The sequence below is a fragment of the Paenibacillus sp. S-38 genome (assembly GCF_049942825.1).
GTDB lineage: Bacteria > Bacillota > Bacilli > Paenibacillales > NBRC-103111 > Paenibacillus_G.
In genome coordinates this window covers 83,936-101,904 of sequence record NZ_CP187971.1, presented here as the reverse complement: position 1 = coordinate 101,904, position 17,969 = coordinate 83,936, and the positions used below count along the sequence as shown (strand labels likewise).

Annotated in this window: 22 protein-coding genes; 18 read left to right on the top strand and 4 right to left on the bottom strand. The window is 51.3% G+C overall.

All coding sequences use genetic code 11. From position 1 onward, the window contains the following. The first annotated feature begins 1 nt into the window (after position 1). Entirely contained in the window at positions 2 to 1,723 is a 1,722-nt protein-coding gene (locus ACP26L_RS36470; protein WP_426455323.1) for a hypothetical protein, read from the top strand. Between the two features lie 34 nt (positions 1,724 to 1,757). Here the strand turns inward: ACP26L_RS36470 and ACP26L_RS36465 are convergent, their stop codons facing one another. Then, the gene (locus ACP26L_RS36465; RefSeq protein ID WP_426455321.1) at positions 1,758 to 1,979 is read right to left on the bottom strand and encodes a hypothetical protein; all 222 of its coding nucleotides are present in this window, start codon (positions 1,977 to 1,979) and stop codon (positions 1,758 to 1,760) included. Between the two features lie 126 nt (positions 1,980 to 2,105). On the opposite strand from ACP26L_RS36465, the gene ACP26L_RS36460 reads away from it, so the two are divergent. Together ACP26L_RS36460 and ACP26L_RS36455 are read left to right on the top strand one after the other, a co-directional pair. Beyond that, complete coding sequence (locus ACP26L_RS36460) at positions 2,106 to 2,939, top strand: DNA polymerase LigD (RefSeq protein WP_426455320.1); 834 nt, start codon at positions 2,106 to 2,108, stop codon at positions 2,937 to 2,939. A 143-nt stretch (positions 2,940 to 3,082) separates the two neighbouring features. Then, positions 3,083 to 3,502: a hypothetical protein gene (locus ACP26L_RS36455; RefSeq protein ID WP_426455319.1), complete on the top strand. Its 420-nt coding sequence runs from the start codon at positions 3,083 to 3,085 to the stop codon at positions 3,500 to 3,502. A 540-nt stretch (positions 3,503 to 4,042) separates the two neighbouring features. Here ACP26L_RS36455 and ACP26L_RS36450 read toward each other — a convergent pair. The 3 genes from ACP26L_RS36450 to ACP26L_RS36440 all read right to left on the bottom strand — a co-directional run bounded on the left by ACP26L_RS36450 (position 4,043) and on the right by ACP26L_RS36440 (position 5,736). Continuing rightward, positions 4,043 to 4,729 (bottom strand): hypothetical protein, encoded by a 687-nt coding sequence (locus tag ACP26L_RS36450; RefSeq protein WP_426455317.1) that lies wholly within the window; start codon positions 4,727 to 4,729, stop codon positions 4,043 to 4,045. Positions 4,730 to 4,951: 222 nt separating this feature from the next. Further along, the gene (locus tag ACP26L_RS36445) at positions 4,952 to 5,149 is read right to left on the bottom strand and encodes a hypothetical protein (RefSeq protein ID WP_426455315.1); all 198 of its coding nucleotides are present in this window, start codon (positions 5,147 to 5,149) and stop codon (positions 4,952 to 4,954) included. 281 nt (positions 5,150 to 5,430) lie between these two features. Beyond that, complete coding sequence (locus tag ACP26L_RS36440) at positions 5,431 to 5,736, bottom strand: hypothetical protein (protein ID WP_426455314.1); 306 nt, start codon at positions 5,734 to 5,736, stop codon at positions 5,431 to 5,433. Between the two features lie 149 nt (positions 5,737 to 5,885). Here ACP26L_RS36440 and ACP26L_RS36435 point away from each other — a divergent pair, with 149 nt between their 5' ends. The 15 genes from ACP26L_RS36435 to ACP26L_RS36365 all read left to right on the top strand — a co-directional run bounded on the left by ACP26L_RS36435 (position 5,886) and on the right by ACP26L_RS36365 (position 17,951). Next, positions 5,886 to 6,617 carry a hypothetical protein gene (locus ACP26L_RS36435; RefSeq protein WP_426455312.1) on the top strand — a complete coding sequence of 244 codons (732 nt, stop codon included), beginning with the start codon at positions 5,886 to 5,888 and terminating at the stop codon, positions 6,615 to 6,617. Positions 6,618 to 6,632: 15 nt separating this feature from the next. After that, entirely contained in the window at positions 6,633 to 8,108 is a 1,476-nt protein-coding gene (locus ACP26L_RS36430) for a hypothetical protein (protein ID WP_426455310.1), read from the top strand. A gap of 268 nt (positions 8,109 to 8,376) precedes the next feature. Next, entirely contained in the window at positions 8,377 to 9,783 is a 1,407-nt protein-coding gene (locus tag ACP26L_RS36425) for a hypothetical protein (RefSeq protein ID WP_426455309.1), read from the top strand. Positions 9,784 to 9,853: 70 nt separating this feature from the next. Continuing rightward, the gene (locus ACP26L_RS36420; protein WP_426455308.1) at positions 9,854 to 10,276 is read left to right on the top strand and encodes a hypothetical protein; all 423 of its coding nucleotides are present in this window, start codon (positions 9,854 to 9,856) and stop codon (positions 10,274 to 10,276) included. 163 nt (positions 10,277 to 10,439) lie between these two features. Beyond that, positions 10,440 to 11,906 (top strand): hypothetical protein, encoded by a 1,467-nt coding sequence (locus tag ACP26L_RS36415; protein WP_426455306.1) that lies wholly within the window; start codon positions 10,440 to 10,442, stop codon positions 11,904 to 11,906. A 2-nt stretch (positions 11,907 to 11,908) separates the two neighbouring features. Continuing rightward, positions 11,909 to 12,319 carry a hypothetical protein gene (locus tag ACP26L_RS36410; RefSeq protein WP_426455305.1) on the top strand — a complete coding sequence of 137 codons (411 nt, stop codon included), beginning with the start codon at positions 11,909 to 11,911 and terminating at the stop codon, positions 12,317 to 12,319. A gap of 101 nt (positions 12,320 to 12,420) precedes the next feature. Beyond that, positions 12,421 to 13,386: a hypothetical protein gene (locus ACP26L_RS36405; protein ID WP_426455304.1), complete on the top strand. Its 966-nt coding sequence runs from the start codon at positions 12,421 to 12,423 to the stop codon at positions 13,384 to 13,386. A gap of 115 nt (positions 13,387 to 13,501) precedes the next feature. Next, on the top strand, positions 13,502 to 13,867 hold the full coding sequence (locus tag ACP26L_RS36400; protein ID WP_426455303.1) for a hypothetical protein: 366 nt from the start codon (positions 13,502 to 13,504) through the stop codon (positions 13,865 to 13,867). Between the two features lie 18 nt (positions 13,868 to 13,885). Next, positions 13,886 to 14,311, top strand: coding sequence for a hypothetical protein (locus tag ACP26L_RS36395; RefSeq protein ID WP_426455301.1), 426 nt, complete (start codon positions 13,886 to 13,888; stop codon positions 14,309 to 14,311). Then, positions 14,308 to 14,919, top strand: coding sequence for a hypothetical protein (locus ACP26L_RS36390; protein ID WP_426455299.1), 612 nt, complete (start codon positions 14,308 to 14,310; stop codon positions 14,917 to 14,919). The genes ACP26L_RS36395 and ACP26L_RS36390 overlap by 4 nt, the downstream gene beginning before the upstream one ends. A 5-nt stretch (positions 14,920 to 14,924) precedes the next feature. Then, positions 14,925 to 15,623 (top strand): hypothetical protein, encoded by a 699-nt coding sequence (locus ACP26L_RS36385; protein WP_426455297.1) that lies wholly within the window; start codon positions 14,925 to 14,927, stop codon positions 15,621 to 15,623. A gap of 7 nt (positions 15,624 to 15,630) precedes the next feature. After that, a complete protein-coding gene (locus ACP26L_RS36380; protein ID WP_426455295.1) occupies positions 15,631 to 16,068 on the top strand; it encodes a hypothetical protein in 438 nt (145 codons plus the stop codon). Positions 16,069 to 16,180: 112 nt separating this feature from the next. Continuing rightward, positions 16,181 to 17,020 (top strand): hypothetical protein, encoded by an 840-nt coding sequence (locus tag ACP26L_RS36375; RefSeq protein WP_426455293.1) that lies wholly within the window; start codon positions 16,181 to 16,183, stop codon positions 17,018 to 17,020. A gap of 122 nt (positions 17,021 to 17,142) precedes the next feature. Next, the gene (locus ACP26L_RS36370; protein WP_426455291.1) at positions 17,143 to 17,610 is read left to right on the top strand and encodes a hypothetical protein; all 468 of its coding nucleotides are present in this window, start codon (positions 17,143 to 17,145) and stop codon (positions 17,608 to 17,610) included. 167 nt (positions 17,611 to 17,777) lie between these two features. Next, entirely contained in the window at positions 17,778 to 17,951 is a 174-nt protein-coding gene (locus ACP26L_RS36365; RefSeq protein WP_426455289.1) for a hypothetical protein, read from the top strand. The last annotated feature ends 18 nt before the right edge of the window (positions 17,952 to 17,969 follow it).

Genomic DNA, 17,969 nt, shown 5'->3' with positions numbered 1-17,969 from the left:
CATGAGCGATCTGGATAACCTCTTAGAATCTTTTCTCACCATGGCCGATGGCTCGATCAATGCGGCCGGCCAGTGGCGGGAGCAGCCGGTGGATCTTCTCCAGTTTTTCACCAGTAAGGACTACCTGGGAGAGACTCCCTATCCAGGCAAGCAGACGGAGCTGCTGGAGGCCGTCAATAACATTCTTTGGTGGAAGCTCACAAGCGACGAAGGCCTCTGTCCTGAGGATCTGCGCCAGGTCCAGGAGATGGTCGTCATGTTCGGTAAGGGGTCGGGTAAAGACTTCCTGGCCTCTGGCATCCTCGCCTATGTCTGCTACCTCCTCTGCTGCATGAATGATCCCCAGAGCTATTTTGGCTTCGGCCAGGACGAGCCTATCGACTTGATCAACGTCGCCATCAACGCCTACCAGGCGAACAACGTATTCTTCAAGAAGCTCAAAGCCCGCCTCAACAACTGCAAATGGTTTGAGCGCACCGGCATGGAGCCCAAAACTCCGAACCAATACCAGCTTACCAAGAACCAGATCCGGTTCATGAAGGGCATAACCGCCCACTCCGCGCACTCCGAGGCTGATAGCTTCGAGGGATTTAACCCCCTCATGGTCATCTTCGACGAATTCGGCGGCTTTGAGCCTGAGAAAGCAGAAGATGCCTATGCCACCCTCCGTTCCTCCGCAGTATCCCGTTATAACGACAAGATCCTCCTGATTTTCATTTCCTTCCCGCGGCACCAGGAAGACATGATGATGACGAAGTATCGCGAGGCCACCGAGAAGCACGATCCGCTCGTCTGGGCGTCCATCGGCGCATCCTGGGTGGTCAATCCCCGGATCAAACGGCAGTCTCTCGACAAGGACTATGAGCGCGATCCGGAAGGCTCCAAGCTGAAGTATGAATGTATACCACCGGCGTACGCAGAAGGGCTGTTCCAATTCCCCGAGATGATCGACAAAGTCATCATGGTCGGTAAGGCCAGTCAGTGCCCGTCGCTTCTCGTACAAAACAAGATTAGCACGCGGCTGCTGGCCAACGGAGTGGAGCGGCATTTCATGGGGCTGGAGATCCACAATCTGCAGCTTGACCCGCAGTATACCTACTACCTTGGCGGCGACGGCGGGGTCACGACGGACAGTTATGTACTCGTTCTGGGTCATGCTGAGCCGACAATTGCAACAGTGATCGAGAACGGCGTGCAGGTGGAGAAGTGGATCAATAAGCCGGTCGAGGATCTGATCCTCGAATGGAAGCCGTCGAAGAAAGATCGGCTGCCCGTTGACCTGCTCAATGTGGCGGATATCCTGGAGTCGATCTGCCGCCAGGTGTATATCAAGAAGGCGCTTTTCGATAAATTTAATTCAGCCGAAGTCGTCCAGCGGCTGCTGGCCATGGGAATCGAGGCAGAAGATAAGAACTTTTCAAACCCGTTCCAGTTCCAGATTTATCAGAATTTGAAGTCCTTGATCTATACCGGCCAGGTAGCGCTGCTTGATCATACCGTAGATGATCCGCGGCGGCTGAATGCCGCCCAGGAACTGAAGGCTCTGAAGCTGATCAACGGTAATAAGATCGACCACGACCGGGATGGCAGCAAGGATATTTCCGATGCCCGGGCATCCTTCGTGTGGCTCTGCTCCACCGACGAGCCGGAGGCCACGACAAATTACTCCATGCCGTTGCTGGCAGGAGCTCAGAAAGGAACGGGGACCAAAAGGACCCACTAGTATAAAGGGGATGCCTCACGGCATCCCTCTTTCCTTAGGAGGCTGGGACTACTCTACTGACGAAATCGAGGTTTACGCCTGTAGGCCCTTCGTCGATCCCATCTACCAATAGAAAGGCGAGAGGTTCCAGTCCCTCGATTATCTTGATGCTAAATTCTCGAAAGTATCCAACAAGAGTTTCTTCTCCATCACCCATGTTGTAATACACCACGACCATAGCGCCTGATTGAAGCGCGTTACGTTCTACTCGCATCATCGAATGCTACCTCCATGTATAATTTTATCGGTTCTGGCATTGATTCCATAAGGTAACGCAATCACTTTTAGATTAACATGTACGGGTAAAGGTGCGTGATGATGGATGATACAGCCACTCAAACCAATGCTACTACATAAAGCTGATTCCCCGCCTGGAGCCGGTTACTGGCACCAGATCAAGTGGGACGGACATAGATGCCTGCTGCACAAGGAAGATAGCACGATCCGCCTGTTTACCCGGCACCAAACCGAATGCACACGCGCTTACCCGGAGCTGCAGGATATCCGGCTCAATGCAGCGAGTTGCATCCTGGATGGGGAGATGATTGTGTTGAAGGACGGGGTGCCTTGTTTTGAATCTGTAATGGAGCGATTCCATGCAGGCAGCAAGGGTATGACGAGACAGATGCAGCAGAACCCCGTGCATTTTGTGGTTTTCGATATCCTGCAGCTCGACGGCCGTGACCTGACCAGCCTGACACTTACGGAGAGATACGCGATCCTAAGCCAGGTGGTAAGCAGCTCCAATGCCCTCTCCGTCTCCCAGTGCTTTGATGACGGGGCAGCGCTCTTTGCCATGGTGAAGGAGAAGGGACTGGAAGGGATCGTATCTAAACGCAAAGACAGCCGCTATACGCTCGATCACCGCTCCGCTCACTGGCTAAAGGTAAAGAACTATTTGTTTGCCGAAGCTTCAATTTCGGGAATACGCAAAAAGGAGTTCGCCTGGTCTCTTGCCGATCCGGAATCGGGCCGGTATCTTGGGGTCTGTGAGTTTGCTCCTCCGGATGCGAAGAAGGCCTTCCGCGCTATAGCTAAGCAGCTTGTAGTGCGGGAGGATAAAGATTGGATTTGGCTGCAGCCGCGGATCAAAATCCAGGTGAAATTTCAGTGCTGGTCACGGAACCAGCTCATGCGGTCGCCAAGTTTCCAGTCTTTCATACTGCAGCAATCCTAGGGTTCCTTTAGTGGGGCCTTTTTTATTTGGAATAAGAACGGGCTGTGATGGGTAAACATATACTAGGAAGTACAGAATGTACATTCTGTGCACTATGTACACACTGTCCGGAATCTGATATGATAGGAGGTGAAGAGGAGGGGATGTTAGTGCAAGCTTTACTTAGTGCCACAGAGGTTCGAGCTAACTTTGGAGGATTCATCGACACTGTTGTCCGTGAGAAACCCCAGTTTGTGAAGCGCAATCGGGACGTGATTACGAGCGTATCCGTTGATCATTTGAAATTGATCCTGTCCGCCTATGAATTTACATTCGAGTATGAGGTCGAGGACGGTAAATATCTCGGTTCCATTGAGCAGATCGAAGATCTGATTAGTGAAGCCGATACGCTTGAAGAGATGAAGCAGGATCTGGCTCAGCAGCTTATCGAATATTCGCAGATGTTCTACGATGATTTTGAGAGGTTTATGGCGGCACCCAACCGCAAAGCCCATGCGCCGTATATTCTCCGCGTCTTGCTTTATAATGATGTGAGCGAGGTGGCGGAGTTACTGCATGGCTAGTTGGAAAGATCTAAGACGATTCTTGGAAGCTGACGGATGGACCTATTTGCCTGGTCGTAGCGGAAGAGACGACTGGTATGAGAAGACACTACCTAACGGAGAAATTCTTAGAAGTAGAGTCTCTAAAGGGACGGGCGAGATTTCCAAAGGGTTGTTCGCTAAGATTCTGAAGCAGCAGCTCAAAGTCGATAAGGAGTACTTCAACTCTAAAATCTAAAACAAGAGGAGCCCATGGCGGGGCTCCTTTTTTGCAGAATAAGTTGTCTAACATTAGGGGGGCACTTCAAAAGGAGCTGCTTTTAGCTGAAACCAAATAAAACCCCGGCATCCACTATCCGGGGTGTTTTGTGTCTTTTGAAGAACAATGGTATACTTAAAAGTAAAATACAGGGAAATGAGGTATGATAATGGGCTCTATTACCTGGTTTCATCTTCTTATGAATGTCGTCATTGTTGCTGCAGTTTTATTTTTAGCAAAAAGATTTTTTGACAGATGGATAAAAAGAAAAGGGACGTAAAGTCCCTTTTCCCTTTTCTACCCTACCATTCTCTAGTGCGGGTTGGAAGAACGTCTACTGCACCTACATCGGCTGTGTTAAACACGCTTTTCGGGAAGATGGCGTAATATACAGGTACTCCGCTCCATCCTTGTGCTTTTTGCTGGTGGCAATAATTCGCGTTCAGGCAATCGTTCGTTAGGGTAAGGTCTGCGATCAATCCAATCCCGCTTGTGCCAACAGCACCATACGCAGTGTATTTTACTTCATTTGTAATTTTTGGCACGTACTTGTTATCGGATACCCAACCTGCGAGGTTAGTTGTAACTGTATGTTGAATCCAACCCAAATCGGACGTTACATACCCTTGTGAGTAGTACCCGGTGCCGTTAACGTATCGTGAACCATCGTACCAATAGTGGTCTGTTTGCACAGAAGCTTCAGCCTCGGCCTCGAATCCGGCCCCGGCTTTTCTTTCCGGTACTTTCAATGCGTGTGCTTTAACATACGCCGCATCCTCTTCAGAGAATGCCTCTCCAACCTTATATTTACTATTGATCTCATCCAGTTTCTTAGCTACTTGAAGATCAATGTAGACTTTCTCATTCGCAGGTTTCGATGGGAGTCTGTTCACTACGCCCGGATCGATATTTTTATCGGCGGCGGACGCAGATGCAGCAAGGCACCCGAAAGCAATTACGGCAATGGACAGAGTTTTTAGTAGTTTCATAATACTAGAAAACCTCCCAATAATTGTATTTGGTGCTGTAAACAATATACTACTTGTCCACGGAAAAATTTGTCAAATTATGGAGGTTAAACGATAGAATTTGTTGTTTGTAACTATTATTTGTCATAGAAATAATTTATCATAGGTTAATTTGTCGACTTATATAGAAGCATAAAAAAACGGTGGCGCCATTATGGCATCCCCGTTTTTTCCTTTCCATCCTTAAACCCAGCTATAGGCATAGCCAGTTACGGTTGCACCGTCTGTGATCGTAACACGGGAGACAATGGACTTCCCTTCCCCAATATCACTGAGGTTAGTCATGACATTAGTCTGCACTTCCTTGAACGTTACCCCGCCGTCCCTCCAGATTTCGTACCTGTAAGTCCCTGATCCGTTCGTCTCGGTTACAAACATCACGTGGCTTGGGATGTAGTCGGCATCATCAGGTAGCGAGACCATTACAGCCTGCGTACCACCAGAGGCGCGCAACCGGCCAATTTGTAAGAGAAGTCTTTCACAATGGCCTCCGAACCTAAATTTGTGTTCTGATTTTTTAACGTCTGTGTTCTGATTTTTTCAATTTTGATGCCTGATTTTTTGCATTTTGATACCTGAAGTTCAGAACCAAATCTATATAAGAGAAGCTATATAAAAAGAAACATCATAAGGAATCTAGCGCGGCAAATGCACCGCGCATCTCACCCTTGCGGTCTTTTCACAAGCAAGGCCTGTGCCACGCTAGTCCCGATCTCCTCTAGCCTTTCTAGCATTTCCTTCTGTGTCCTCATAAGCGTGACCGCTTCCGCTGCCACCCCCGCCTCCGCCGCGCCGAGCAGCCGCTGCAGCGCCTCCGCCGCGCGGTTCGGGTCAATCAGGTTCGACCGCTGGAACTGATCCAGCACAAGGGTTGCGATCAGGTTCCGCGTGGCTGGGCTCCCTGCAGCGTAGGTTTGCTCCAATTCCGCCAGGATCTCATCAACCTGGTTATCCATTAGAAGTGCCATATACCACCCCTCCTCCTTTTCACTAACTCTACCATACACCCGAAGGTAAATCACAGGTTCGGCCTACTCTAATTGAGGACAACCAAGTGAACCGAGGGGGATTCAACGTGAAGCAGCTACAATCCGGTTACTCCGGTGACCATAAGTCTATGTTTATTTTACCTATTGGTGACGTCCATTTCGGCAATCGATGCCACAACCCCAAGTACCTGGATCAGGCTCTGCAGTTCGCAGACAAGAACCGGGCCCGCACCCGCATCATCCTGATGGGGGACCTGCTGGAGCTGGCTACCAAGCACTCGGTCGGCCGCGGCGTCTACGAGGAGACGTACCCGACGCAGCGCCAATTCGAGGTGGCTGTAGAGCGATTCAAGCCTTATGCCGATCTCATTGACTGCATCATCGAAGGGAACCACGAGGAACGAATTATTCGGGATACCTCATTTGAAATCGTAGAAGAATTCGCTCACCGTATCGGTGCTCATAACGCATATTCCCGCTTCAGCGGGATCATCAACTACACCCTCGGCACCGGCCGGACTTACTCCGGTTTCGCCTGGCACGGCGCGACGGGCGGCACGACAGAAGCCAGCGTCATTAATGCCATGCTGAAGATGCGCGAGAACGTGATCTCTCACATGTACTTCATGGGCCACACCCACAAACTCCTCTCCTTTGAGCGCGAAGTCGCTCTCCCCGCTCCGGGTCAGCCTGATCCGATCATTCTCAATCAGCTATTTGTAAATACGGGCGCTTCCCTCGATCACGGCGGATACGGGGAGCAAAAAGGATTCCCGAAAAGCCTGCCGGGCTACGGCGTTGTGCAAATATTCGCCGACGAGCACCGCAAGGTATTCCGCAAGATCAGCGACATTATGTAAGGAGGAACCCTATTCATGGCTGGTTTGTTTGATTTCTTTCGCAAAAAGCCGGATCAGGCCCTGGCCCGGCGCAGCGGCGGCAGCCGAAGTAGCTCCCAGGTCGTTTCGGTAAATGACTTCGGCGGCAGCCGTACGACCATCCCGAAGTTCGCCCAGGGCGGCGGCGGTGTTGGCGGGGCGCTGCCAAAGAAGGCACAGAGCGATCTACTGCTGGATGAACGCTCCTTGGCCTCCGCATCCATCGAGGATTTGATCGATATCCTCTCGGACGCTCATCCGGATGTGTCGTACGCCATCTGGAACTTCATGCGGCTCGGGAACACCAAATACAACATCTCCGTGCGCAAGCCGGGCGGCGACGGCAAGCCCGATGAGAATATGAAGAAGGTTATCACCGACTTCTTTGACATGATGGAGATGCCGGACCCGACCCGCTTCTCTGTAAACCGCGGTATCGACAAGATGCTCGGCCAGCTACTCTATGCGGTGATCACCCGCGGCGCTGCTTCTCTGGAGCTTGTCATGGGTCAGGGCAACACGGAAGTAGCTTTTATTGCCCCAATCGACCCGGCTACCGTCGAGTTTCGTTACGAGAACGAGCGCTATGTACCGTACCAGGACGAGGGCAAGATTTCACTCGATCTGCCAACCTTCTTTTACGAAGGGCTCGATGAGCGTATCGACGATCCAAACGGCCGCGGCCCGCTGCTTGGGGCCATCAACATGGTTATGTTCCAGCTCCAGGTGCTCAATGATATCAAGGCCGTCGTGCACAACCAGGGCTATCCCCGGTTCGATATCAAGATCCTGGAGGAAGTGCTGCTGAAGCGTATGCCGATCTCCATCCGCAACAATGAGAAGGAGATGCAGATTTGGCTGAACGCCCGGCTGAACGAGATCATCGATATGTACAAGAATCTCGATGTGGATGATACATTCGTACACTTTGATTCTATCGAGGTCGGTATGGCCGGTGGCGGCAAGAGCGGTGCTCTGTTTGACCCCGAGAAGCTCATGACGGTTATCGATAACCTGCTCATGACCGGATTGAAGACCCTGAGTACGATCCTCGGCCGCCGCAGTACCGGTAACACGGAGAGCTTCGCCAAGATCGAGATCAAGCTTTACATTCAGGGGGTGCGAGCCCTGCAGCGTGTCGTTGAGCGCCTGATGAGCCGGGCACTGACGGCCATGCTCAACCTCGGCGGAAAACAGGGGATCGTGAGCTTCACCTTTGAAGAGATCGAGATCCGAACGGAGATGGAGCAGGCTCAGTTCGACCAGATCCGCCTCATGAACATTGCCATGATGCGTGACCAAGGATGGATCGACCAGGAAGAAGCAGCCATGCGGGCGGTTGGCCACGCGCCGGTGGGTGAGCCGATCAATCCAGGCGGAGCAGCGAATCCGAAAAATGCGGATGGCGGTCGGCCAAGCGGGCAGACTGATACGAACCCGAACGCAGGGGGATCGGACGCTGCAGACTCTTAGTATTAAATCTGAAAATAGAATAAAATAGCATACGAGCAGCCGGCACCTATTCAGAAGAGGTGACCGGCCTTTAATTTATACTCGATGTGATTAGGGTGGCACGGGCAGAATAGTAGTGAAGGGATTCACCTCCGCTTAATCGTGTCTAACCTGTGAAATTTACCGAATCTTAATGATTTATCGACAAATATTAACATAAATGTAACTAATGATCTGATAAAATGTAGACGAAATTCTATAAAAACCCATATCTTGGAGGAATATGTAAATGAAGAAGCGATTTAAGGTACTATTACCCTCGGTGCTGACTGTAGTCTCCCTGATGCTTTCAGCTGTCCCTGTTTTTGGTGCAGATGGTACTGGAGGAGGTAACTCGGGCTTTACGGGGAAAGAGGTTATTAAGACCTTGGAAGAAGCCTCTAATGTAGATAACGGTGAACTGCGTCCCTTTGTTGCTAATGGCCTTAAGGATAAAGGTCTTTCGGATGCAGAGTTCGTAGAAAAGAATAAAGTAAAGAAAGAGGCTCCTGCGATTAAGAAGACTCTGGAAGAGAACCCTGAAGAGTTCTCCGGTATGTATTATGACGACGAAAAAGGGACGATAGTTGTACAGGTAACAAAAGATTCGGAAGAAGTGAAAAATAAGGTTAAAAATAAGATTAAAAATAAGGATAAAGTTGAGTTTAAGACTGTGAAGTACTCGAAGAAGGATATCGACGAGTCTAAGAAAAGAATCAAAAAAGAGTATAAGGACGGACAAGTACAAGTACTGATTCCTGATGTAAAAAATAATAAGCTTATCGTTATGGTTAAGGATGATAAAGACGGTAATTTGAAAAATAAGATAGAATCGTTAGCTACACCGGGTTTAGTGGAAATAAAGAAGGCAACGATAAAAGCCGAAAAACTTGCTACGGATGAGTTCGTTTATCCGGGAGAGATTCCGGGTGGTGCACGTATAACCGGAGAGTACTTAAGCGATCCTAGCGGAGATATTTACTTTACTGCTTGTTCTGTAGGATTCCATGCAGTGGACGCCTTTGACTCTAACGTTTTAGTTACTTCGGGACATTGTAGAGCTGTAAATCCGAATCCTAATAGTTATACGGGTTCACAGTGGTTTCAGTTTAGTGATGAGGACAGAGCAATAGGAAATTATAGCAGACGGACGTTCTCCTCACAGACTGACGGTAGTGATGGAGTATCTGACTCTGGATACATTGCGTATTATCCCGGTGTTTCGGGTAGTCCATCTGTAGCTTATCCATCCCAAACGGATAGAACGCCTATCGTTGGAGCTTATATCAGCGAGTTGGTAGGAGATACTGTATACTTTAGAGGTTCTTCTACTGGTTATCTGACTAAGCAAACTATTAGATATACAAATGTTGATTTCTTCTGGGGAGAGGGCGGGTACGCTTATAACGATAATGAGATTCTTACTACCGGACAAGATGCAATCCGCGGTGATAGCGGCGGAACCGTTGCTGCCCAGTATGCTTGGGACAATAATAGAGGCGGATATACTTTTAAAATTGCTGGTATTATTACGGGACGAGTATGGATTGAAGAAGCCGATAGTGACGTAGTAGAAGCGGGAATTTATAATGTTTATGACCCCATTTGGATGGTGTATAGAGACTTGCGATTGAAAGGTATTAAAGTTAGTCAGTAGTAAAAATGGGGCGCTGGAGGATTATCTAGCGCTCTCTATTCGTTTGGAGGGGATAGTGATTAAGTGGATTATGTTATTGATGGCTATTGTTATAACTGCGTGTAGCGGTGAAGGTGCGGTAAGGAAGGAGGACGATAAGGTGAATGCTACTCCTTATTCACTAGAAATCGTTGAAAGCAAAACGGAAGGAAATAAAATAGTAGCAACTTCTAAGTTAAAGAATAAAAGCGGAACTAGAAAGGGACTGTTATACGGAGAGTCTTTGATTGAACTACAAGTAGAAGACGAAAAGGAAAAACTGTTAACTAAAAAATCAAAATCAAAAGCAATAGGGCATAATGTAATAATCCAAAAAGACGGGGAAATAGAAAAGACTGTTGAATTTAACGTAAACAGTCCGGGAAAATATAAAGTATGGGTAATCTCTAAGTTTAACGTAGATGGTAAAGATATTGAACTTAAGAGCGAAACTGAAAATATTGAGATTCACTAAATCATGGGTTTAGTGAAGATTGTATATAGTATACCGTCTTTTTCTATGCAAAGTTACTATAAGAAATCTGAGCTGTTCCTGTTTTATCTTTTTATAGTGAATTCCACGAACTGTCTATTCTACGGAGTAGACGGTTCTTTTTATTTTCATAGGAGGTGCAATTGTGCCAAGACCCACACAGGATCAACTGGATCGCATCAACCGGTTCGCCATGACGCCTCGCACGGCCGAGGATACGTTTGTGTTTGAATCCATGATGATCGACGACCAGCCAACCTCGTACAGCTCCAAGCTCCACCCGGTGCTTTTGAATAAATTCGTTCAAGACGCAAACCGCGGAGTAGGCCTGCTGATGAACCACAATCACGGCAGCCTGCCGGTAGGGCGCTCCTTCGGCGCTCATATCCGAGGGGACTTCAGTGAGCACGGCGAGTACATCAATTCGGTTTACGGCGAGTTCTACATGGACCTCGGGCGGCGGACTGAATCCGGAATGACCACCGACGATCTGGCCAAAGGCATCGAGGCGGGGACGGTATTCGATACTTCCATCGGCTTCAATGCGACAAAGTGGGACTGCTCGATCTGCGGGCACGATATCCGCGATTACAGCAACTGCTCCCATTACCCTGGCCGCACTTATCAGGTTGAAGGTCCAGGCAGCGTATTCCATGAGGAAACCTGCTATGTCGTAGCCGGTGCTGACGGCAAGGGTGAGCTACTGGAGAACTCCCTGGTTTACGCCGGAGCGGCTCCAAGAGCGACGATCACCAAATCCACGCTGAGCGCGGGATCGAGTGATAGAAAATCCAAAGAAGGTTCTACTCTATCCCTTGTAGACACCTTCAAGAACATTCCGCTGAACGCCACGATCTATTCCTTCTACACGAAGGACGGCGCAGTGCTGTACACAGACACTGACGAACGGACAAGCGGTGTGGAGGTATTAGAGCAAAGGAGTGACACAGAAGTGGAATTCAAGAAATTTCAAGCAGTTCTCGGCGAGTTCGGTGTGAAGTTCGAGAACGAAGAGGAGCTGAAGAGCGCCCTGTCTGCAGTAGTAGACAAGAGTGAACTCGAAACGAAGCTCGCAGCAAAGGAAGTTGAAATGACGGAGGCCCTGGCGGCAAAAGACGCTGAGATGGCCACTATCGCAACAGACCTGGCTGCCGCACAAACCGAACTGTCCGCGAAGGATGAAGTGATCGGCGAGCTGACATTGAAGAACGAAGAGCTGTCCGTGAAAGCGGGCCTCGGCGAAACATACCGCAGTGAGCTGGAAAAGCAAACTATCGAGTACGGTGTTCGCGTCATGGGCAACGCCTTCAATACAGACCTGTTCAATAAGTTCCTGAGCACGCTGTCCGTTGAGGAAGTCAAAGCCCAGCTTTCGAGCTTCCAAGCGCAGCACGAGCAAAACCTGGGTGGCAATCGCCAATCGGAAACTACCGAGCCGGTTGAGCAGCGCCTGGGCAACGAGCCGACAAGTCAAGAAGACTTCGAGTCCGAAGTGGAATTCCGTGACTATGTGGCCGCAGAAGCAGTGAAGTACGCAAACGAGCATGGCGTGTCCCTGGTCGATGCGACGAAGCTGATGTACCAAAAACATTCCGCTAAGGAGGCCAAATAATCATGGCAGGTAAATTTACAAGACTGCAAAAGGCGTACCGCATGAAGGACGCTGACGGCGTAGCCCAGTACCTGGGCGTGGTTCTTGCCGGTGCTGAGCACTGCGAGAAGCCAAAGGCCGACAACCTGGTTCCGCTGGGCGTTGTCGATAGCGACGAGCGCGTAGCCAACGGTTACTCCCTAACGGGTGACCAAACAGGCAAGCAAATTTCCGTTAAGCTCGAAGGCATTGCAGCCATCAAGCTCTCCGGTGCCATCACTGCCGGTGACCGCGTCATCCTCGGCGTGGGCGGCGTAGCCAAGGTCCTCCCTTCGGCTGCTGGACAGTACAACGTTCTGGGCTTCTCCGAGTCCGACGGCGTTGACGGGGACGTAATCAACGTCCGCATGGCTTACCACGTGTTCACTGTATAATCATCCCCCTTAATTTCCCGCCTGGAACCCCCAAGCCCGGGCGGGTCCCCTAAATAAATCCTCGCAACACCATCCCCATACATCTAAGGAGTGACCTCGAAATGCCGAACGTACAGCGCGTCCACTTGGACAAAGCTCTGACAAACATCTCCATCGGTTATAAAAACGAATCCTACATTGCAGACCAAATCTTCAAGCCCGTTGGCGTTGCGAAGCAATCCGATAAGTACTATGTGTACGGCATGGAATCCTTCCGTCTGCACAATGACCTGCGTTCCCCGGGTACTGAAGCGAACGAGATCGATTGGACGTTCTCGAATGATCAATACTTCACGGAAGGCCATGCCCTCCGTACAGCGATTCCTGACGAAGTCGAGCTGAACGCTGATGAAGTATTCAACCTGGAAGCTGACGGCACGTCCCTGATCATGGACGGTATCCTGCAGAACAAAGAGTACGATGCTGCCAACACGCTGCTGAACCCTGCTAACTATGCTCCAGAGCTGCAGCTCACACTGGGTACGAACGGCACGCTGAAGTGGTCCGATCCAAACTCCGATCCACGCCTCGATATCGTAAAAGCGAAGTCCGCTATGCACAAGAAAGCCGGTATTCGCCCGAACACCCTGATCATCTCTGAGTCCGTCCTGAACGTGCTCCTGATGCACCCTAAGCTGGCTGCTATGGTTCAGTACGTACAGACTCCAGTTCTCTCCATCGAGCAGCTCAAAACGCTGCTGGGCGTACAGAACATCCTGGTTGGTTCCGCTATGTTCTCGACTTCCAACCTGGGCCAAGTACAGCCAGGCTCCATCGAGCCACTCGGCTATATCTGGGGTAACAGCGCAGTTCTGGCGTACATTGCACCGACAGCCGGTAAGAAGACGGTATCCATCGGGTACTCCTTCAACTGGAGCAAAGCCGGTCAAGGCACAGTCCAGACTCGCAAGTGGTACGAAGTGGGTCGTAAAGCGACTGTCATCGAGACAGAATACTTCTACGCCCACAAGATGATCTCCCAGGTAGCAGGCTTCCTGTTCGCCGACGCTGTAGTACCTTTCGCGTAAGACGCGAACCCAAACCTCCCGCTTCGGGCGGGACAACCTAAATAACCCAAGAGGCTACTACACTTCGGCTCAGGCCCTGCGGTAGTAGCCTCTTTCCATAAGGAGGAGCATTCCCATGGCAGCACCAAGAAAATCGAAATCCACCAAAGAAGTCGTGAACCCAGAAGTGATTGTAGACGTGCAGGACGTAGGGGAGACCCCGCAGCAGGCTGCAGAGCCGGCCAAGGCTGACCAGGCACTGTATACCCATGAGATGACGCTCAGCATCTACGAAACCCGCGTCTTTCCTGTGGTACCGGGCACCGGACGGATCGTGGTAGAGAACCTGGCAGGCGGAGATGCGTTTGTAAGCGAAACGGCACGGACTTTTTCGGAAGAGAGCCGCATTGCACCAGGAGAGGCCCGTGAGATTGTGGGCGCGTCGGTCGTATACCTGAGCACAGCTTCTCGTCCGCGGCTACGCATCTCGATGTTCCAGTAATCCAGGAGGTGGCCCCAGATGGCTAAGATTTTACAGACCGGCTATGAAGCCGCTGTCCGTTCCATGCTCGGAGTAAAGAAGGCCGAGCTGCCGGACGAAGATATCAATCAGCGCCTGATCCTTGGGATGGCTGAAGCACAGGTGATTAAGCGGGTGCCGGAATACGCCGTCATGACCAGCGAAGAGGAGCTCATCTACCTGGAGACGGCGGTCATCTCGTACATCTGCTACCTGCTCTGTCCGAGCATGGCGCGGCGGGTGAATACGGAAGTCAGCACCATTGACGTGAAGTGGAAGAAGGCAGCGGTGAATTGGGCGGATCGGGCTGCGGAATACCTGCAGCAATTCGAGAATGCCATGACTGTCCTTGTTCCGGAATCGCAGACCGGCTATACCGTGACCCTGATGGGGATCGCCAAGCGGGAGGAGACGACGGAACAATGATCGATATCAAACGCGACATTATCTTAACCGAGGGTACCGAGATGGAGATCATCCCCGTCTCCGGTACCCCGTCTCTTACAACCGCTCTGGTCGGCCGGGCCAGCAAGCAGTTTGACAGTTCCGTTTCCCTGGAGACGCACCGCAGAGGTCAGTTCCTCCCGGAGGCGGCGGTGAAGACGGGCGACGTACTGCGACACACGGTGGCTTCAGAGAGCTATCTGGTCATCTCGACCCTGAATGAAATCATCCAGAACGAGGTGGCGGCTATCGTTGCCCACATGTTTATCTGCAACTCGGCCATTACCGTCAGCGGGGTCACCGAGACACTTACCCCGCGGGGAGACGTGAAGAAGGTCGATGCTGTAAAATTCGCGGATCTCATCTGCTACTCCAGCAGTAAGAGCGCCCGGCTGCACCAGAAAGATCCCGGTGTGCTCATCGAAAATGACTATACCATCTATGCCCCAGCAACCACCCCCATCTCTACCCTCGATAAGCTGAGGCTGACTGCAGGCACCACTGCCGTGCCGCTGAAGGTCATCGACACCGACTATATCACCTACCCCGGCCTGGTTGTGATTGAGGCCTGCGTCGAAACGAGGAAGTGATCCGCATGAGAGTCCGTTATAGCAAAAAGAAAATCATGTGGTTTGATGCCGACGGCTATACCGAAGCCATCGCCAAGGTGCTGCGCAATGAAGTCCGGGATATCAAGGACGATCTGCTGGATGGCGTGCGAGCGGCCGTCGAAGGTCTGGAGTTTAAGGATAACCGGGTACGGCTCGGCGACGGCTCCTACACGAATGACCGGGAGCGGGCGACAGCACTCCTGGCTTCCGTTCTCGGGGATGATCTGGAGGTTATTGCAGGCAAGTCGATACGTACTGCGGTTCACGCCATGAGGGATAACTTCGAGGAATCCCATATCGGCTGGTATTACGAGTACGGTACCGGTACTGAGCAAGAGGAGCCCTACCCAATACCTGGCTTCCAGGGAACTCCCCGAAACCGTCTGAAGGTGCCGGGCATCGGGACGGCTATCGTGACCCGTTCCCGGTTCATCAACGGCGGGCAATGGGAAGACCTCGGGGGTAATATGCGACTTTCCTATGCCAAGCGGGCGGGTACCACCGACGCTGGCTTTCTGAAATATATCGACGGCGAGACACCGGCGAACTACTGGTTCAGGGACACGATCACATACATGCGCTTGAATTTCCGTAAGCGCCTGAATAGAGCCATCCTCAGTGTCCGCTTCCGTGACTACATCAAGATGATCCCGGGCGGCGTGTTTACCCTCGGGAAGAAATGAGGCCTCCATGGTAACCGAACTTTATACAGCGATCCACCTAGCCCTGCGTTCCGATCCGGAGTTTCTCGCCTTGATGGGCCTCGACCCCGCCGCCCCCGTCATGCAGGGCAAACGGATTCAGAAGAAATCGCGGCCATCGAACCTGGCTGAAGAAAACCTCCCCCTCACCACCTTCTACGCCATCCCCCAGGGTGGGGCCAACCGCCACAACCATCTCGTGTATGACGCCATCTTCATGTTCGATGTGTATACCTCCGACGATGTAGCCCTAGCTCACGATATCTCCAAGCGCATTGTGCAGCTCTTCCACGGCCAGATCAATCCATTCCAGGATGTAGAGAACTTTGAGACGCGGATCGTGGCACAGCATGAGTCGGTCAGCGACCTGGCAGATTCCTACTGCTTCTCGACGGTCCTGCACTTCACGATCACGCTGGAGAGCTAATGTTAGGAGATTTTCGACTCCGCCTATTCTAAGCAAGTAGAAACCGAATTCGCTGGCTGCAGCCGGTTTCCCACAGTGCAGCCTGTTATATCCATCAAAGGAGTGAAACACATTGTCTAAGAAGATGATTATCAAAGGCGTAGGTCAATTCCTCGCCAAGAAGTATGCTGCAGACGGTCATGGCGTTGAAGTCGTGTCCCTGGGCTCTCTTCAAAACCTGAAGATCGATCTCAGCGTTGAGCTGGAAGATATCTTCGGCGGTGACGGCCTCTTCGCAATCGACAAGCTCGTGAAAACGAAAGCTATCGAAGTGACAGCCACAGACGCCAAGTTTGACCTGGATCAACTCCAGCTCATGATGGGTTCCAAGGTCCAAGAGGGCGTAACCAGCTCCATCTGGGTGCTGAATGAGCAGACGGTCGGCCTTACAGGCGAGCTCGATCCTGCTGACCCAATGGGTCCGGACGTAGCGGTCGTTGACCCTAAGTTCGCTACGACGCTCTTTGGCGACGGAAACTTCTCGATCCGCCGCAAAGACAGCAACACACTGCTGGAGAAAGTGCCTTACAGCTCGACGGTTGCTCCTACTGTGAAGCAATACATGGTAGATACTACCGGCGCAACGCCACGCCTGGTTCTGAACTCGGTATTCGTGAACGTTGACGTGGTCTTCAGCTACCAGCGCACGGAAACGGTCGATATGGTTGATATCCTGGTGAACGAGGTTCCGTTCCCTGTTCATATCATCCACCACGGTTCGTTCCAGCAAAAGGACGGCACGTTCCAAGGTATCGAGACTGAGCTGTACCAGTGCATTGCAAAAGGTACGTTCTCCATCGATGCGGCTCGTGCGACGGCATCCAGCTCGTCTGTAACGCTGGAAATCCTTGACCCTGAACGTGCTGACAAGAAGCTCGGTTCGATCAAGCGCTTCACAGCACCTGCAAACTAAGAACCACACGAGCTGGTGAGAGATGTACGGAGGTCAGGACTCCCCCTGCCTGGCCTTTCATCTCACCGGCTTTTTTCATACCTAAGGGGGACCATACATTCTAAATCGGGGGAGATTACTTAATGAGCACTCCAATGTCTAAAGAAGAAGCAGAACTGAAGGCGTCGATTGCCATGAATCAAGCAGCCCTGGATCGTATCCGTGCTGAGGCAGCGGCGGAGGAAGAGCAGCCTGAACTAAAGCAATCCGAGCGCATTTGGTTTGAGGATGACGAAGAGGTCATGCTGCGTAACGGCAAGCGCTACAAAATCCCGCCAATGACCTTTGGCGATACCCGCGAATTCATGCAGCTTCTGAAGAGCGTCAATGTTAATGCGATCATTTTGAACTTTGCTCCTGGTAGCGGGGATCAAGAGAAGGATCTGTTCTACATCATTGCTATGGGTCTGCAGAGTTACCCGGAGATTGCCCGGCGCAATGAGAAGGGCGAACTTATCTACGACCGGAATTTCATCGATAGGAACGTGGACCTTCGGATCGCCAAATTGATCCTGGACACGATGATGGACCTGAACGGCTTAAAAAAGTAGAGCGGGCCGAGGGGGAAGAGCCGACCGGTACGGAAATCCGAGATACGGATACCGGAGAGCCGGTGACCTGGAGCGAGGTGTTTTTTTACCTCCACAAGCACTGCAACCTCGATAAGTGGCAGATCAGGAGATACACTTACCCGCAAATTCAGGAGCTCCTGAAACAGGTGCACAAATACATTCGGTTTGAAGTCGAAATCATGCAGGCCCCGCTTCGCGCTATGTTCGGCGGTGGCGGCAGTGAGGACGGCGAGCAGCCGGAAGGATATAACGATGAGGACTACCGGGATTTGGATGAGGATGGCGTCATGGCGCTGGCTCGTGCACTCGGTGGAGGATAAAACAAGGAACCCGCCTAT

Excerpts from the sequence above, each read along its gene's own strand:
- ACP26L_RS36470 (WP_426455323.1), top strand. The coding sequence starts at position 2 with ATGAGCGATCTGGATAACCTCTTAGAATCTTTTCTCACCATGGCCGAT.
- ACP26L_RS36465 (WP_426455321.1), bottom strand. The coding sequence starts at position 1,979 with ATGATGCGAGTAGAACGTAACGCGCTTCAATCAGGCGCTATGGTCGTG.
- ACP26L_RS36460 (WP_426455320.1), top strand. The coding sequence starts at position 2,106 with ATGCTACTACATAAAGCTGATTCCCCGCCTGGAGCCGGTTACTGGCAC.
- ACP26L_RS36455 (WP_426455319.1), top strand. The coding sequence starts at position 3,083 with ATGTTAGTGCAAGCTTTACTTAGTGCCACAGAGGTTCGAGCTAACTTT.
- ACP26L_RS36450 (WP_426455317.1), bottom strand. The coding sequence starts at position 4,729 with ATGAAACTACTAAAAACTCTGTCCATTGCCGTAATTGCTTTCGGGTGC.
- ACP26L_RS36440 (WP_426455314.1), bottom strand. The coding sequence starts at position 5,736 with ATGGCACTTCTAATGGATAACCAGGTTGATGAGATCCTGGCGGAATTG.
- ACP26L_RS36435 (WP_426455312.1), top strand. The coding sequence starts at position 5,886 with ATGTTTATTTTACCTATTGGTGACGTCCATTTCGGCAATCGATGCCAC.
- ACP26L_RS36430 (WP_426455310.1), top strand. The coding sequence starts at position 6,633 with ATGGCTGGTTTGTTTGATTTCTTTCGCAAAAAGCCGGATCAGGCCCTG.
- ACP26L_RS36425 (WP_426455309.1), top strand. The coding sequence starts at position 8,377 with ATGAAGAAGCGATTTAAGGTACTATTACCCTCGGTGCTGACTGTAGTC.
- ACP26L_RS36420 (WP_426455308.1), top strand. The coding sequence starts at position 9,854 with ATGTTATTGATGGCTATTGTTATAACTGCGTGTAGCGGTGAAGGTGCG.
- ACP26L_RS36410 (WP_426455305.1), top strand. The coding sequence starts at position 11,909 with ATGGCAGGTAAATTTACAAGACTGCAAAAGGCGTACCGCATGAAGGAC.
- ACP26L_RS36405 (WP_426455304.1), top strand. The coding sequence starts at position 12,421 with ATGCCGAACGTACAGCGCGTCCACTTGGACAAAGCTCTGACAAACATC.
- ACP26L_RS36400 (WP_426455303.1), top strand. The coding sequence starts at position 13,502 with ATGGCAGCACCAAGAAAATCGAAATCCACCAAAGAAGTCGTGAACCCA.
- ACP26L_RS36395 (WP_426455301.1), top strand. The coding sequence starts at position 13,886 with ATGGCTAAGATTTTACAGACCGGCTATGAAGCCGCTGTCCGTTCCATG.
- ACP26L_RS36390 (WP_426455299.1), top strand. The coding sequence starts at position 14,308 with ATGATCGATATCAAACGCGACATTATCTTAACCGAGGGTACCGAGATG.
- ACP26L_RS36385 (WP_426455297.1), top strand. The coding sequence starts at position 14,925 with ATGAGAGTCCGTTATAGCAAAAAGAAAATCATGTGGTTTGATGCCGAC.
- ACP26L_RS36380 (WP_426455295.1), top strand. The coding sequence starts at position 15,631 with ATGGTAACCGAACTTTATACAGCGATCCACCTAGCCCTGCGTTCCGAT.
- ACP26L_RS36370 (WP_426455291.1), top strand. The coding sequence starts at position 17,143 with ATGAGCACTCCAATGTCTAAAGAAGAAGCAGAACTGAAGGCGTCGATT.